The organism is Kribbella sp. NPDC058693 (assembly GCF_042715335.1).
GTDB classification, from domain to species: Bacteria; Actinomycetota; Actinomycetes; order Propionibacteriales; family Kribbellaceae; genus Kribbella; species Kribbella jiaozuonensis.
In genome coordinates this window covers 896,336-911,545 of the sequence record NZ_JBHXSQ010000003.1, presented here as the reverse complement: position 1 = coordinate 911,545, position 15,210 = coordinate 896,336, and the positions used below count along the sequence as shown (strand labels likewise).

Below are 15,210 nucleotides of genomic sequence, written 5' to 3'. Positions count from 1 at the left end.
CATGAACTTCACCGACTGAGAGTCCGCTGATAGCCCCGGTCAGCAAATGCGTGGCAGCCATCGTGGGGTCTTCCTACACTGGCCGACATGACAGCTTCCCGTTCCGTGCTTGCCTCACAGGCCGCGGACTACCCCCGATGGTTCCAGGATGTGATTGCCAAAGCCGAGCTCGCCGACAACGGGCCGGTGCGGGGGACCATGGTCGTACGACCGTATGGCTACGGGATCTGGGAACTGTTGCAGGAGGCAATGAACCGCCGGATCAAGGCGACCGGTGCGGCAAACGCCTACTTCCCGCTCCTGATCCCCGAGAGCTACCTCCAACGTGAGGCCGAGCACGTCGAAGGCTTCAGCCCCGAGCTCGCGGTAGTAACGCATGCCGGCGGCAAGGAACTCGAAGAACCCGCCGTCATCCGCCCGACCTCGGAAACCGTCATCGGCGAGTACATGGCGAAGTGGATCCAGAGCTACCGCGACCTGCCCCTCCTCCTCAACCAATGGGCCAATGCAGTCCGCTGGGAGCTGCGCCCGCGTCTCTTCCTCCGCACCACCGAATTCCTCTGGCAGGAAGGCCATACCGCCCACGCCACCTTCGAGGACGCCCGCGCGTACGCCACGAAGATCCTGTACGACGTCTATCGCGACGTCATGGTCAACGTCCTCGCGATCCCCGTCGTCCCCGGCCGCAAGACCCGGCGCGAACGCTTCGCCGGCGCGATCAACACCATGACGCTGGAAGCGATGACCGGCGACGGCAAAGCCCTGCAGATGTGCACCTCCCACGAGCTCGGCCAGAACTTCGCCCGCGCCTTCGACATCAACTACCTGTCGAGCAACGGTGAACGCGAGCTCGCCTGGACCACCTCCTGGGGCAGCACCACCCGCATGGTCGGCGGCCTGATCATGGTGCACGGCGACGACGCCGGCCTCCGCGTCCCGCCCGCGGTCGCGCCGATCCAGGTCGTCGTACTCGCGGTAAGAGACGAAACGATCGAAGCCGCCCGCCGCATCGCCGACGACCTCGAGTCCGCGGGGCTGCGCGTGACGGTCGACGACCGCACCGACCAGCCGTTCGGCCGCCGCGCAGTCAACTGGGAGCTCAAGGGCGTCCCGATCCGCATCGAGCTCGGCCCGCGCGATCTGGCCGCGGGCGCGGCAACCGTCGTACGGCGCCTCCGCGACTCTGCGAAGACCGCCGTCAACCTCTCCGACCTCACGTCGACCGTCGTCTACGCGATCGACACCGACCAGGCGCATCTGTTGCAGGAAGCGACAGCTCGCCACACCGCACGCACCACCGCGGTGTCGACCGTCGACGAAGCAGTGGAGGTGGCCGCGGCCGGCTGGGCCAGCCTGCCGTACGACGCCGTCGGAGAAGAGGGCGAGGACCGCCTGGCCGAGTCAGGCGTCACTGTCCGTTGCCTCCAACGCCCGGACGGCACCCTGCCGCTCGACGACACCGAGCCCGACCTGATCGCGTACGTCGCGCGGTCGTACTAGCGGGCGAGGTACTTCCGGACGTCGTCGCTGACCTGGGCGCGGTTACGCAAGCCGTACTTGCGGAGGATCGCGCTCAGGTGCGTCTTGACGGTGTTGAGGCTGACGCCGAGCTCTGCGGCCAACTGGTCGTTGTCGAGGCCATCGGCGAGCAGCACGGCGACCGCCTGCTGCGCCTTGGTCAGGCTGGTGAACCGGCGCTCGGGCCCCTCGTCGGTCTCCATCAGCATCTCGATCAGCTCGGACTGGATGTGCTCGGTCGCGTCGATGATCCGCTCGAGATGCGTCCGGACGGCGGCGCTCACATCGGGCTCCTTCTCCGCCTCGGTCGCCATCTCCCGGATCGACGCGACCCGATGCGTCAGGTACTCCATCACGTGGTCGGACGTCAGCAGATTCGGCCCGACGTCGCCCGCGGGCAGCCGGCGCAACGCCTCCCGGTCCTCGCCTTCACGGGTCAGTACGCGCTCGACGACGGCACACAACCACTCGAACGCCCGGACCGCGTTGTCGTCGTACGCCTTGGGCTCGTAGCTCTGCATCGACAGCATCCCGAACAGCTGATCGGGCCCGTCCTTGGCCGGCCGGAAGATCGGCACGGTCACCGCGTCCTCGGACCGTCGCCCCAGATCCCCCACCGGTACACCGGCATGCAGCGCGAACCCGTTGTCGTAGGCGAACCGGTACGTCTGCCGGTGCTTCACCACCCACGCGGTCTGCCCGTTCGGCCCGAAGTTGTGGGTGTCCGGGCTGACGTAGTGGCCGACGTCGTACCCGTACGGGTAGCGGACCCGGTTGCTGCCCTGCAGGAACCCGACGAAGAACGCGTCGACGCGCGCGACCTTCCCGGCTACGACCCGGACGTAGTCGTACAGCCCGTAGTGGTCGGAGCGGAAGAGCGCTTCGATCTTGTGGTAGGCCTCGCGCAGGATGATCGCGGTCTCCGCGTCAACCCGCAGCGGGGCAACCTTGTCTGACTCCACAACGTCGGCTCCCCACACACCACGGCAGCATCGATCCCTTGACTATGCCGCCGTAACCCGCGGCTTGCCAAGCGATGCGCGACGATCTGTGGACAAACTGCAGTCGCGGGCGGTGAGTGTGAGCTCCCGAGTCGCCCTCCCAAGCCTCGGCCGAGCCCTCCTGCACCACCCGCGACCACGAAGTGGGACACCTGTAAACGTTGAGCCCCCGCGTCGATCGATCCCACGCCCCCTGCGAGATCGGCGACCCCCCGACGGTTGTTCCGGTGTCCCATCCTCCCCCCGCTGACTACACGGTGCCACCGAACGCCGACTGTGACCATCGCCCGCCGCATGATCTTGTTGTGCCCTCAATCTCATCCCGCGGGTGAGACCGTTTGTATACGATTACAGCTACCAGCTGGTGTCGAGCGGCTTGCCCTCGGCGTACCCGGCGGCCGTCTGCAGGCCGACCACCGCGCGCTCGTGGAACTCGGCGAGGTTCGCGGCACCGACGTACGTGCAGGAGCTGCGGATGCCGGAGACGATCGAGTCCAGCACGTCCTCGACGCTCGGGCGCTCCGGGTCGAGGTACATCCGGGCGGTCGAGATGCCCTCCTCGAAGATGCTCTTCCGGGCCCGCTGGAACGGCGTGTCGTCGGCGGTCCGGGATCGCACCGCCCGCGCGGACGCCATCCCGAAGCTCTCCTTGTAGATCCGCCCCTGGCTGTCCCGGTGCGGGTCGCCGGGCGACTCGTACGTACCGGCGAACCACGAGCCGATCATCACGCTCGACGCCCCGGCGGCCAGGGCGAGCGCGACGTCGCGCGGGTACCGTACGCCGCCGTCCGCCCAGACGTGCTTGCCGAGCTCACGGGCCCGCGTCGCACATTCGAGTACGGCGGAGAACTGCGGACGACCGACCGCCGTCTGCATGCGCGTCGTACACATCGCGCCCGGCCCGACACCGACCTTCACGATGTCCGCGCCGGCGTTGACGAGATCCGTGACGCCCTCGGCGGTGACCACGTTGCCGGCCACGATCGGCACCGTCGGACCCAGCGCGCGAACCCGCTCGACAACCTCGAGCATCCGCTCCTGATGACCGTGCGCGGTGTCGATCACGAGTACGTCGATGCCGACGTCGAGCAACGCCTTCGCCTTCTGCTCGGCGTCCCCGTTGATCCCGATCGCGGCGGCGATCCGGAGCTTGCCGTTCGCGTCCAGCGCCGGGTCGTACAGGGTGGCGCGGAGCGCGCGCTGCCGGGTCAGGATGCCGACAATCTGGTCGTTGGCATCCACGACCGGCGCGAGCCGATGCCGCCCGTCGTGCAGCTGATTGAACGCCGCCTCCGGATCGGTCCCCTGCGGCAGCGTCAGCAATTCGCGGGACATAATCCCTTCGAGCTGGGTGAACCGATCGACGCCGGCACAGTCCGCCTCGGTCACTACCCCGACCGGCCGCCCGTGATCGACCACGACCACCGCGCCGTGATTCCGCTTCGGCAGCAGGTTCAACGCCTCACCCACGGTCCCCGTCGGCGGCAGCGTCAGCGCGGTGTCGTGCACGGGGTCCCGCTGCTTGACCCAAGCAACCACGTCGGCCACCACATCCACCGGAATGTCCTGCGGAATCACCGCCAGCCCGCCACCCCGAGCCATCGTCTCCGCCATCCGCCGCCCCGACACCGCGGTCATATTCGCAGCGATCACCGGAATCGAGGCGCCGCTCCCGTCCCCGGTCGACAGATCAACATCCAACCGCGACGCGACCCGAGACCGATTAGGCACCAGGAACACGTCACTGAACGTAAGGTCCCCCACCGACTCCCGCTCGAGATGAAACCGCATGGCAGACCCCTTCGCCCGAGAACAAAACCCACCTAGCCTGACACGTCAGGTACCCCCGAACAAGCGAACCCGCACTCATCGGTCGAGACCCTGGCCCTGGGGCGGTGGTGAGTTCGCCCGCCGGTTGCCGAACTGCGAGGCCGCCAACGGGCGCGATGTTGCCAAAGGCACCTGTCCCGGGAAGGCGTGGGCGATCGCGCGGTTGGCATCGAGCTCAGCCTGCCGCTGGGCCTGGTTCTGCTTGAGACTGGGCATCCGATCACCGAAGGCGTTCAAACCCGGTTGACGGTCATGCAGATTCCGATTGAGCCGTGCGCACGTGTGCTCGTAGATGTTCCCAGCACCGCGCCGCGGCTTGACCGCCAACAACTCCCGCCGCGGCAACTCCCCAGGCGCGACCGCCGGCATCTCCCGAAACACCAACCGATAATCAGCCTTCGCCTGCGGATCAGACTGCAGATAAGCGGTCACACAGTCCCGCAGATCCCCTTTCCCGGACTCGTATCCGAGCGCATGGCGCCCGTCCGTGGCCCCCTCGGCCAACTGCTTCATCTGAGCAATCACCTGCTGCCGAAGAAACACCCTGCTCGGGTCGGCGCGTGCGTCGGCCGCCAGCCGTCTCAGGTCCTCAGCGAACTTGTCGCTGACAATGACCTCGTACTGCTGCGCGCCGCTCACGGGATCTCGTCGTCGGCACGGCGGAGTTCCTGAAGGTCTTTCACCGCCTCCGGGCCCATCATCTCCGCGATTTCGTCGAGGGTCATCGCGCGGCTGGTCGGGAGCGGTTCCGTGGCATAGACACGATGTGTCGGATCGTCGATCGTGCCGGGCGGGGGTTCGTCGTCGCCGCGTAACTGGCGGTACTGCGAGGTCGACATGATGACGGCCTCCGGCGCGCCGTCATCACCCCACACCACCGGCGCGAACGAGCCGGCCCGGATCGCGCTGACCATCGACGCCAGCTCATCCGCCACCGTCTGCGCCGCAACGACACCAGCACGACGCTCGAACTTCGACTCCCCGCCGAGATCCTCGAACTGGTCGTACGTGAGCAGCACCGCCTCCGGCACCCCGGCGTCGCCGAAACTGAACGGCATCGTCCGCCCACGCCGGAACCGGGTCAGCACCCCCACGACATCACGCCGTACGTCCTCCACCGACCGAATCCCGGAACCATCTGTAGCCACACCCCGACTCTACGACGCCGCAGTGGCCTGCCCAGACTTATCCACAGCACAAAACCGGCTCCCCTGGCAGGGGGAGCCGGTTCCGTTTGCGCTTATTTCACCGCAGGTCGAAGCGGTCCAGCTCCATGACCTTCTGCCACGCAGCGACGAAGTCCGTGACGAACTTGTCCTTCGCGTCGTCGGCGGCGTAGACCTCGGCGACGGCGCGGAGCTCGGAGTTCGAGCCGAAGACGAGGTCGGCGCGGGTGCCGGTCCACTTGACCTTGCCGTCGACCGAGCCCTCGAACGTCTCCTGGCTGTCGTCCGCGGCGTGCCATTCGGTGCCGAGGTCGAGCAGGTTCACGAAGAAGTCGTTCGTGAGCGTGCCCGGGTTGTCGGTCAGTACGCCGGCCTTCGAGCCGTCGTAGTTCGTACCGAGGACACGCAGGCCGCCGACCAGCACAGTCAGCTCCGGCGCGCTCAGCGTGAGCAGGTTCGCCCGGTCCAGCAGCAGGTACTCCGCCGGGAGCCGGTTGCCCTTGCCGTAGTAGTTGCGGAACCCGTCCGCGACCGGCTCGAGTGCGGCGAACGAGTCGGAGTCGGTCTGCTCCGCCGACGCGTCCGTACGACCCGGGGTGAACGGTACGACGACGTCGTAGCCAGCGTTCTTCGCTGCGACCTCCACACCGACACCGCCGGCGAGGACGATCACGTCGGCCAGCGAGACCGGCTTGCCGAACGACTGCTGGATGCCTTCGAGCGTCCGCAGTACCTGCGCCAGCTCGTCCGGCTTGTTGATCTCCCAACCGGCCTGCGGCTGCAGACGGATGCGCGCACCGTTGGCGCCACCACGCTTGTCACTGCCACGGAACGTCGACGCCGACGCCCACGCGGTCGAGACGAGCTGCGAGACCGAGAGCCCCGAGGCCGCGATCGCCGCCTTGAGCGCGGTCACGTCGTCGGCGTTGATCAGCTCGTGGTCGACGGCCGGCAGCGGGTCCTGCCAGATCAGCACCTCACTCGGAACCTCCGGGCCGAGGTACCGGACGACCGGACCCATGTCGCGGTGGGTCAGCTTGAACCAGGCCCGCGCGAACGCGTCCGCGAACTCGTCCGGGTTGTCCTTGAACCGGCGCGAGATCGGCTCGTAGATCGGGTCGAACCGCAGCGCCAGGTCCGTCGTCAGCATGGTCGGCTTCTGCTTCTTGTTCGGGTCGAACGCGTTCGGAATGATCTCCTCGGCATCCTTCGCGACCCACTGGTTCGCACCGGCCGGGCTCTTCGTCAGCTCCCACTCGTAGCCGAACAGGATGGTGAAGAAGTCGTTGCCCCACTTGGCCGGCGTCGTCGTCCAGGTGACCTCGAGGCCGCTGGTGATCGCGTCCGGACCGGCGCCGGAGTTGTACGTGTTGCGCCAGCCGAGACCCTGGTGGTCCATCGGCGCACCCTCCGGCTCGGCGCCGACGTACTGCTCCGGGTCGGCCGCACCGTGGGTCTTGCCGAAGGTGTGGCCGCCGGCGATCAGCGCGACGGTCTCCTCGTCGTTCATCGCCATCCGGCCGAAGGTCTCGCGGATGTCGCGGGCCGAGGCGATCGGGTCCGGGTTGCCGTTCGGGCCTTCCGGGTTCACGTAGATCAGACCCATCTGGACCGCACCGAGCGGCTTCTCCAGCTCACGGTCGCCGGTGTAGCGCTCGTCGCCGAGCCAGGTGGTCTCGGGACCCCAGTAGACGTCGTCCTCCGGCTCCCACACGTCCGCGCGGCCACCGGCGTACCCGAAGGTCTTGAAGCCCATCGTCTCGAGCGCGACGTTCCCGGTCAGGATCAGCAGGTCGGCCCAGGAGATCTTCTGGCCGTACTTCTTCTTCACCGGCCAGAGCAGCCGGCGCGCCTTGTCCAGGTTGGCGTTGTCCGGCCAGCTGTTCAGCGGCGCGAACCGCTGCTGACCCGCACCGGCGCCACCGCGGCCGTCGCTGATCCGGTAGGTGCCGGCGCTGTGCCAGGCCATCCGGATCATCAGCGGGCCGTAGTGCCCGAAGTCGGCCGGCCACCAGTCCTGCGAGGTGGTCAGCACCTCGGCGATATCGGCCTTCACCGCGGCCAGGTCGAGGCTCTGGAACGCGGCGGCGTAGTCGAACTCCTCGCCGAGCGGGTTCGCGACCGCGGGGTTCTTGGCCAGGATCTTCAGGTTCAGCTGGTTCGGCCACCAGCCGCGGTTCGCGTTCCCGCTGGTCGGGTGTGCACCCTGACCGTGGGCGACGGGGCAACCGCCGGACGCCTGCGCATCCTCTTCGCCGCGGCTCTCCTCGCTGCCTTCACCGGGCAGTGGCTCATGGATCTCGGACATCAGATTCCTTCCAGGACTGGACTTTTTCGATGGAAGATTCAGGTACGGCGTGAGCAGTCGGCGCACAAGCCCCAATAGATGACCTCGGCCTCGTCGATGACGAACCCGTGATCCTCGGACGCGGTCAGACAGGGCGCGTGCCCGACCGCACAGTCGACGTCGGCGATGGCACCGCACGACCGGCAGACGGCGTGGTGGTGGTTGTCACCCACGCGCGACTCGTACCGCGCCACCGACCCCAACGGCTGGATCCGCCGCACCAGGCCCGCCGCCGTCAACGTGTGCAGCGAGTCGTAGACCGCCTGGTGCGACGCCTGGGGCAATTCGTTGCGCACGGCACCAATAATGGAGTCCGTGTCCGCATGCGGATGCTCGTACACCGCGGCCAGCACCGCCACCCGCGGCCGGGTCACCCGCAACGAGACCCCACGCAACAACCCCTGGAGCTCATCCACCGTCGGCACGCGTCGCAGTCTTCCGCGTTTTCTGGAACGAGTCAAGATTAGCTGACGCGATTCTCAACCTGAGACAACTCAGGCCTGAAGGTTCTCCAGGTCCGCCAGCAGATTCGGGTGTTCAGGCTTCCAACCGAGCACATCCCGGGTGTGAACACTGGACGCCGGCTGGTCGGTCGCGAAGATCGGACCGAGCGGGCCGTACGTCTCCTCCGGCACAGCCTGGACCGGCAGCCCGAGCCGCCGACCGATCACCGCAGCGATATCCCGTACGGCGTCACCCTCGTCATCCACCGCATGCCACGCCGTGCCGGCCGGCGCATTCTCGAGAACCAACCGGAACAGCACAGCCGCATCCAGCGCATGCACAGCCGGCCAGCGCTGAGTGCCGTCACCGGGGCAACCGGACACCCCAGCGCGCCGCGCGATGTCGGTCAGCAAGCCGGCGAACCCGCCGGTCCCCTGATTGTGCACAGTCCGCGGCATCCGTACGGCGGCACTCCTCACACCGCGCTCCGCAAGACCCAGCACACCCATGACAGAACGCCCACGCCCACCAACCGGCCCGTCCAGCGGCAACGGATCTGCCTCCGTCGCCACGCGCCCCGCCACCCACGGCGTACCCGAAACCGTCACCAACGGACGCCCACTCCCCACCAACGCCTCCCCCAACACCGCCAGCGCGGCCCCCTCCTCGGCAACCCCCGCCGCCACCGCCTCCGGACTGCTGAAGTCGTTGCTAAAGGCAAGGTGAATCACCCCGCCGGACTCCGCGGCACCAGCCTGAAGCACCTCCAGATCCGCAAGGCTCCCGCGAACAACCGCAGCCCCGGCCTCCTTCAACCCAGCCGCAGCGGCATCGGACCGAGCCAGGGCAAGAACCGCATGCCCGTTCGCCAGCAACTCCGCAACCACAGCCGACCCGATCAGCCCGCTTCCACCGGTGATGAATACCTGCATCAGACACTCCTGAACGTGATGGGACCTTTGTCCCATCACAGTAGCACTGACGAGACAAAGGTCCCATCACCTACAATCAGGGTATGGCGCGATGGGAACCCGGTGCACGCGAACGACTGGTCCTGGCCGCCGTGGACCTCTTCGCCGACCAGGGCTACGACGCGACCACGGTCGCCCAGATCGCCGAACGGGCCGGAGTCACGAAGAGCACCTTCTTCCGCCACTTCCCCGACAAGCGCGAACTCCTCGTGGCCGGCCAGGAAACCCTGTGCCGCCTGCTGGTCGAGGGGATCACCGACGCACCCGAGGATGCAGGTCCGGTCGACGCGATCGCCGCCGGACTGGAGCGCGCCTCGAGCGCGATGGGGCCGATGAACCGTGAGCTCGGGCCCCGCCTGAAGGCTGCCGTCGCCGCCAGCACCGAACTCCAGGAACGTGATGCGCTGAAGAGCGTCGGCCTCGCAAAGGCGATGACCGACGCTCTTCTGACCCGCGGCGTCCCGGACCCCGTCGCCCACCTGGCCGCCGAGCTGGGCGTCCTGGCCTTCAAGCGCGGCTACACCGAATGGATGCACCTGGAACACGACGAGGCCGGGCTGGCGCCACACGCATTGGCCGCCCTCGCAGAGCTGCGCGCAGCCAGCGCTTCATTGGGCTGAGAACAGTACGTGCCTGAGGCAGATCCTTGCCTCAGGCACGTACTGCGTAAAGCTCAGCCGGCCGCGGCCGGGACCGCAGCGCGCGTGGGCCGAGCGTGGACCGCAGCCCGGCGGGAGCTGCGGAGGACGCTGATGCTCACGGCAAGGGTCCAGAGGCTCCACAGTGCGCCCATGCTGGCCGTCGTACCCCAGCCCTGGGCGCTGTAGAAGTTCGCCGGGTCGTCACCGAAGTACAGCGCCGGCACGAAGGCGAGGTTGATCGCCGCGAGCACGAACGCGGACCAGCCGACCCACTTCGGCAGCAACCGCAACCGATAGACGACGATCCCGAGTGCGATCAGGAACAACCCCATCAGCAGCCGCGAGATCAGCCCCTGCATCAGGTACTGCGCTCCCGCGAACGGACCCTCCTTCGTGGTGTCGATGTCGTGGTCGGTGACGATCGCGGCGCCGGCCTCCATCGACTGCGGCACGAACACCATCGCGACCCACAACAGACCCGCCGTCTGAATCACGCCCGCGATCCAGTCCGACGCGACGTCGACCTGATGGATCAGCTGGCGCAGTCCGGTGAAGAACAGGATGTAGAAGACGCAGCCCACGATCCCGATCAGGCTGCGGGTCAGGATGTTCCAGTCCGGCGGAGCACCGGAGTAGAGGAAGTACAGCGGCACCTGGACGACGATCAGCGCGCTCGCGATGACCCCGAACAGTCCTGCATACCTGCGAACCACGGCTTCGGACACGGTCTTGATCCCCTCTTGTGGTTGACGAGACGTCTCGTCTCATGACGAGACGCTAAGTCTCGTTGGAGGTCACTGTCAAGACACAACGTCTCGTCTCGTGTAAGCTCCGGACATGGCGACACCCTCGACCCCCGCGCCCCGTTCGGCGCCCAATCCCGACCGCCGGAGCGAGCGCGCCCGCCAGGCGATCCTGGACGCAGCGCTCGAGCTGTGCGGCGAGCAGCTGTACGCCGGCCTCACGATGGAGGGCATCGCCAAACGCGCCGGCGTCGGCAAGCAGACGATCTACCGCTGGTGGCCGTCGAAGGCCGCCATCCTCCTGGAGGCGATCGAGGAACGCGGCCGCAGCACCCTCGACTTCCCCGACACCGGCAACCTGGAAGCCGACCTCCGCACCCAGATGACCCAGGTAGCCCAAGCCTTCGCCAGCCCCATGTTCGCCGCCTACAGCAAGGGCCTGATTGCGGCTGCCCAAAGCGACCCCGACATCGCCAAAGCAGTAGTCGATTCCATCATCAAGCCCCGAGTAGACCTCTGCATAGAACGCCTATCCAAGGCCCAATCAGCAGGCGAACTCCGCCAAGACGTAGACCTGGCAGACCTAGTAGAACTCCTCTACGCCCCCCTCTACTACCGCCTACTCCTCCACACCCGCCCCGTCTCGACTGCTCAGGTCGACACCATCCTCGAGTTGGCTCTAGGCGGCGCAACCCCCTGACCCATCGCCCGGGAAGAATTCAGGCCAGCTACGAGGATAATTGAAACCTCGCGCACTATGCTTGTGATGAGATTGAGACACCACTGAGCTCTACCTGCGTTACCTGGCGCCAATGGACTCCGTTGTAGCTATGGCGATCGACGCGGACGGGAGGACAGATGACAGCGCACCGTGCGACCTGCGCGCCGCCACTCGACGCCTCCGCCATTTCTGCCTTGAGTGGAATCAATCATTTGATTCCACCTGGGAATTTCACAATGTGTAACGCAATACTCCTCCGCAGCGATACTGTTTCTGCCAGGCAGGGGAGTCTCGCGACCATCGCCATTGCGCCGCGCGCCCTCCATCACCATCCTCAGCCTGCACTAAGAGGCGCTCGGGAGGATGGGGACGACGTGAGGCTGGCTGTTCTTGGAGCATTCATCATCGTGGTCGCGGCTGCGATCCTCAGTGTGCGGGGCAGCGTCACAGGCCAGACCGACACTACGCAGTTCGCCACCACCGTCGTGCTCGCGGTCGCGGTCGGTGTTCAACGGCTCAATGGCGTACAGAAGTGGCTGACGGCTCCACGGGACCACCGGAAGCACCAAGTCGAGCGTATGGCCCAGCAGACTCTCATCAGGCTCTGTCAAGACAAGCCGGTGGCGAACGATCTCCTTCAGATCCGGGTCCACGTCTGGGGCGTTCCACCGTGGTACCGACGGCTGTTTCCCCACGCCGTGCGCGGCCTCCTGCGGCGAGTCGCGCAACGACGAGGGCTGACCTGGCTCGCCTGGCTGAAGATCCGCCCGAAGCTCCAGCGTTTGGCCGCAGTCGGCCTCGTCAAGGAACCGCCCAGCGGCGTCCCTTTCCGGATGGGGAGGGGTCTAATTGGCGTCTGTCTTCTGAACAACGACCGCGGCGAGACTCTGAAACTTCGGACCTCTGACCCGACTTATAGGCGCGCGTTGCAGTCGGTCACGGAGAAAGAGTGGGAAAGCAAGGGCCAAGGAATTACGCACAACTTGAAACTCCCGGACGCCAAGAAGCTCGCGAACCTGTACGGGCAGGTGGTCGCGAAAGTCGTTCAGGACCCCGATTCGGGTGAAGCGATCGGCACCGTAACAATCAGCGTCAAGAATGCGTCCCCCAGGATAGGGAACCAGGAGCTGTACCTCGACAACGTCCGCGATCTCGCCTTAGTCGTCGGCGAGCTCATCTAGCGGCCCCCAGAACGGAACAACTGATGATTCGCATCTCGAGACCACTCCCCGGTGAGCTGACCGGAGACATTAACCCGGAGGACTTCGGGTTCGATGTGATCCCGGACGATCCTCTGACACCTGAAGAGGAAGCAAGGATCAAAGCTTCGCTCTACCGGGACATGAAGGAACGAACCGGAACAACCATCCCCGAACTGGAGCGGTACCTGGACGAGGCCGACCCCGGCGACGCAGAGTCAACCGAGACAGAACCGAGTGAGAACGGCGGCGAGGACCACCACGAGTGAAGCCTCGCGCCGGCACGCTCAGCCGGGCCTACAACATCGAACCAGCCGCAATATTGATCGACAAGCACCGCTCCCTGACTTATCCGCATCAGACCAGGTTCGGAAGCGCCGCTCTTGAAATCACCGACGGTGTCTTCTGCCCGACGCTGACTCGAGTGTCACCGCTTCTCCGAGATGCAATCAAGTATGTCGAGGGCGGCACGGTTCTGGATGCATTCACCGGAAGTGGGGCATTTGCCATCGATGCGGCGCTGAACGGCGCGGCGCGCGTGCTGGGCTTCGACTTCGATCCTTTGGCTGTCGCCTGTGCACGTGACAACGTGCTTCGCAACAGCGTGGAGACCATTGTGGACATCGAGCTCGGCACAGCCCGAGACGTACTCCGCAGGTGCGGCTCATTCGATCTCGTCATAGCGAACCCTCCCCTGCTGCCCGGGAGCCCGCGCGGTTATCTCCGCAGTGCAATTTTCGACCCCGCACTCAGAACCACGGTGGACTTGGTCAAGCGCCTACCCGGCCTGCTTGAGCCTGACGGACGCTGCTACATGGCCACGTCCGATGTCCTGGACCGAAACGGCATTGACCTCAAGCGTCTATGTGCCGACAGCGGGCTGACCTGCACTATTCAGACCGAGGATGAGCGGGAACACGAGACCTACCGAATCCACCTCATCAAGCTTGATCCGAATCTTCTCCGACGCCGGCGATCACGCCGGCCGGTTGTGAACCGCCAACGATCCTTCCTCGAAGCCGTTGACCTGCTGTCCCCCGCCCGAAGGCACCGCGTCCGCTAGCCAGCCGCTGGTAGTCAGCGAGCCAGGAACGACGTACGCCATCGGCGACCCCGCGCGAGACATGTCCATCTCGTACTTCCGCAGGATCGTGCTGACGTTGGACGCCGTGGTGTGCAGGCTGACACCGACCGGGTCGCCAGCGCTTCTGTTGTCCAAGCCCCGCAGCAACGGTACGGCAACCTCCCGCCGCCTTCGTAGTGCGGGGATCTGCCGGACACGGATCTGTCCCATGCTCCGACGTTCAACACACCACACGAACGCTCGCACAGCCGCGTCGGCGCATGCCTTTGGCCGACGGCTCTGCACCGGCATCAGCCCACGACTTGCCGCTCACCCATTGTTGGCGGCCTGAGACGTCCGACTGTCAGCACATCCACCGCAGCACGCGCTGTACGGTATGCCGTTCTGCCCCTCCGAGCCGAGCGAAGCGAAGGCCCCGCCGCCAAGCCAACCGCCCAACCCGACCCAGGGAGCCGAGCGAAGCGAAGGCGCAAGGGGGTGCGGGTGGCGGAGCCCCCGTGGGGCGGCGAGCGGAGCGAAGCCGCACAAATGACGAGGGCGAGGCGGTCAACGCAGGAAGCTGCGTGACACACCTCGCCCATCGCCCTCGTGGAGCTGAGGGGATTCGAACCCCTGGCCTCTTCGTTGCGAACGAAGCGCGCTACCAACTGCGCCACAGCCCCGAGCTGGTCGCCCTGGTTTCCCTGGCGACCGCGAAACTCTAACACGTAGAGCCCCGGGTTCTAAAACCGGATATCAGTCGCCGACGGCGCGTTTCACCTCGTGTTCTTCGGGCTCGGCGGGCTCGGCGACGACGGGCTTCTCGGCGGGGTCCGTCGTCCGCGCACTGGAGAAGACTTCGTCGTCGGTGAGGGAGATCGTGCGCACCGTCCGGTCGGGTGCCTTCTCCTTCAGGACGTACGTCGGAAGCGTCACCGGGACCGGGTCCCAGAGTCCTTCGACAGCAGGCTTCTCGGCGGGCTTGGCGGGCGCCGGCGCTTCGGGGAGCTTGACCTCGATGGTCATCTCCTCGTCGGGCGACGGTGCGGGCTTCCCGGCCGGGCCGCGGTCGTGCTGGGCCTGGATGCGAGTACGCCGCTCGGCAGCGAGCCGCGCACGGGTCCGCGCCTGCCGCCGCAGCTGCACCCGGGTGAGTACGACGAAGCCGAGGATGAACGCGCCGGGAATCGCCACCGACCACCACGGCACCATCGCGAGTCCGGCTAGTGCAACGACCGACAGCAGCGAAAGGGTCAGGATCGACAGCACCCGCCGACGGCGCATTGCGGCCACCCGGCGGGCTCGGTTGGGGACGTACCGCTGCGGCGGCGACGGGTCGTCGGCGGCGGTCGCTCCGGGCGGGCGTACGACGTACCGCGGTCGCGACGGGTCGCGGGAGAGCACCCGCGCTTCGGCGGATGACGGCACCACCGGTTGCCGCCGCGCTTCGTCGCCTCGCTTCAGCCACATCGGGACGAGGTAGGCGGCCCAGGCGGCGACGATCGCCACATAGATCAGCCCTGTCGTCCCCATGCGACGACGCTAAGGTGCGGCGGGGGCCAGATG

The 15,210-nt window shown here is 66.7% G+C and carries 15 protein-coding genes and 1 tRNA gene; 6 read left to right on the top strand and 10 right to left on the bottom strand.

Annotated elements, in window-relative coordinates; genetic code table 11:
- The first annotated feature begins 87 nt into the window (after positions 1 to 87).
- Positions 88 to 1,500 (top strand): proline--tRNA ligase, encoded by a 1,413-nt coding sequence (gene proS / locus ACFWUU_RS22410; protein ID WP_380177811.1) that lies wholly within the window; start codon positions 88 to 90, stop codon positions 1,498 to 1,500.
- Here proS and ACFWUU_RS22405 read toward each other — a convergent pair.
- The 7 genes from ACFWUU_RS22405 to ACFWUU_RS22375 all read right to left on the bottom strand — a co-directional run bounded on the left by ACFWUU_RS22405 (position 1,497) and on the right by ACFWUU_RS22375 (position 9,238).
- On the bottom strand, positions 1,497 to 2,480 hold the full coding sequence (locus ACFWUU_RS22405; RefSeq protein ID WP_380177809.1) for a LuxR C-terminal-related transcriptional regulator: 984 nt from the start codon (positions 2,478 to 2,480) through the stop codon (positions 1,497 to 1,499). The two genes, proS and ACFWUU_RS22405, sit on opposite strands and share 4 nt — an antisense overlap.
- A gap of 393 nt (positions 2,481 to 2,873) precedes the next feature.
- Positions 2,874 to 4,310 (bottom strand): GuaB1 family IMP dehydrogenase-related protein, encoded by a 1,437-nt coding sequence (locus ACFWUU_RS22400; protein WP_380177807.1) that lies wholly within the window; start codon positions 4,308 to 4,310, stop codon positions 2,874 to 2,876.
- A gap of 75 nt (positions 4,311 to 4,385) precedes the next feature.
- The gene (locus ACFWUU_RS22395) at positions 4,386 to 4,988 is read right to left on the bottom strand and encodes a hypothetical protein (protein WP_380177805.1); all 603 of its coding nucleotides are present in this window, start codon (positions 4,986 to 4,988) and stop codon (positions 4,386 to 4,388) included.
- Positions 4,985 to 5,497, bottom strand: a complete 513-nt coding sequence (locus tag ACFWUU_RS22390; protein WP_380177803.1) for a hypothetical protein — start codon at positions 5,495 to 5,497, stop codon at positions 4,985 to 4,987. Before ACFWUU_RS22390 ends, ACFWUU_RS22395 begins: the two co-directional genes overlap by 4 nt.
- A 97-nt stretch (positions 5,498 to 5,594) precedes the next feature.
- The gene (gene katG / locus ACFWUU_RS22385; protein ID WP_137258993.1) at positions 5,595 to 7,823 is read right to left on the bottom strand and encodes a catalase/peroxidase HPI; all 2,229 of its coding nucleotides are present in this window, start codon (positions 7,821 to 7,823) and stop codon (positions 5,595 to 5,597) included.
- A 38-nt stretch (positions 7,824 to 7,861) separates the two neighbouring features.
- Complete coding sequence (locus ACFWUU_RS22380; protein ID WP_134107921.1) at positions 7,862 to 8,287, bottom strand: Fur family transcriptional regulator; 426 nt, start codon at positions 8,285 to 8,287, stop codon at positions 7,862 to 7,864.
- A gap of 69 nt (positions 8,288 to 8,356) precedes the next feature.
- Positions 8,357 to 9,238 carry an NAD-dependent epimerase/dehydratase family protein gene (locus ACFWUU_RS22375; RefSeq protein WP_380177801.1) on the bottom strand — a complete coding sequence of 294 codons (882 nt, stop codon included), beginning with the start codon at positions 9,236 to 9,238 and terminating at the stop codon, positions 8,357 to 8,359.
- Positions 9,239 to 9,321: 83 nt separating this feature from the next.
- Between ACFWUU_RS22375 and ACFWUU_RS22370 the strand changes: the two genes are divergently transcribed.
- Positions 9,322 to 9,897 carry a TetR/AcrR family transcriptional regulator gene (locus ACFWUU_RS22370; RefSeq protein WP_380177799.1) on the top strand — a complete coding sequence of 192 codons (576 nt, stop codon included), beginning with the start codon at positions 9,322 to 9,324 and terminating at the stop codon, positions 9,895 to 9,897.
- Positions 9,898 to 9,950: 53 nt separating this feature from the next.
- Here ACFWUU_RS22370 and ACFWUU_RS22365 read toward each other — a convergent pair whose 3' ends face one another.
- Positions 9,951 to 10,643, bottom strand: coding sequence for a hypothetical protein (locus tag ACFWUU_RS22365; RefSeq protein WP_380177797.1), 693 nt, complete (start codon positions 10,641 to 10,643; stop codon positions 9,951 to 9,953).
- Positions 10,644 to 10,755: 112 nt separating this feature from the next.
- Here ACFWUU_RS22365 and ACFWUU_RS22360 point away from each other — a divergent pair, with 112 nt between their 5' ends.
- From ACFWUU_RS22360 to ACFWUU_RS22345, 4 genes are all read left to right on the top strand, one after another.
- Positions 10,756 to 11,361 carry a TetR/AcrR family transcriptional regulator gene (locus tag ACFWUU_RS22360; RefSeq protein WP_380177795.1) on the top strand — a complete coding sequence of 202 codons (606 nt, stop codon included), beginning with the start codon at positions 10,756 to 10,758 and terminating at the stop codon, positions 11,359 to 11,361.
- A gap of 395 nt (positions 11,362 to 11,756) precedes the next feature.
- Complete coding sequence (locus ACFWUU_RS22355) at positions 11,757 to 12,563, top strand: hypothetical protein (protein WP_380177793.1); 807 nt, start codon at positions 11,757 to 11,759, stop codon at positions 12,561 to 12,563.
- A 23-nt stretch (positions 12,564 to 12,586) separates the two neighbouring features.
- Positions 12,587 to 12,850, top strand: coding sequence for a hypothetical protein (locus ACFWUU_RS22350; RefSeq protein ID WP_380177791.1), 264 nt, complete (start codon positions 12,587 to 12,589; stop codon positions 12,848 to 12,850).
- Entirely contained in the window at positions 12,847 to 13,644 is a 798-nt protein-coding gene (locus ACFWUU_RS22345) for a 50S ribosomal protein L11 methyltransferase (protein WP_380177789.1), read from the top strand. The genes ACFWUU_RS22350 and ACFWUU_RS22345 overlap by 4 nt, the downstream gene beginning before the upstream one ends.
- Before the next feature lie 610 nt (positions 13,645 to 14,254).
- Here ACFWUU_RS22345 and ACFWUU_RS22340 read toward each other — a convergent pair.
- Positions 14,255 to 14,327: transfer RNA gene (locus ACFWUU_RS22340), tRNA-Ala, on the bottom strand.
- A 73-nt stretch (positions 14,328 to 14,400) separates the two neighbouring features.
- On the bottom strand, positions 14,401 to 15,177 hold the full coding sequence (locus ACFWUU_RS22335; RefSeq protein WP_380177787.1) for a hypothetical protein: 777 nt from the start codon (positions 15,175 to 15,177) through the stop codon (positions 14,401 to 14,403).
- Between the last annotated feature and the right edge of the window lie 33 nt (positions 15,178 to 15,210).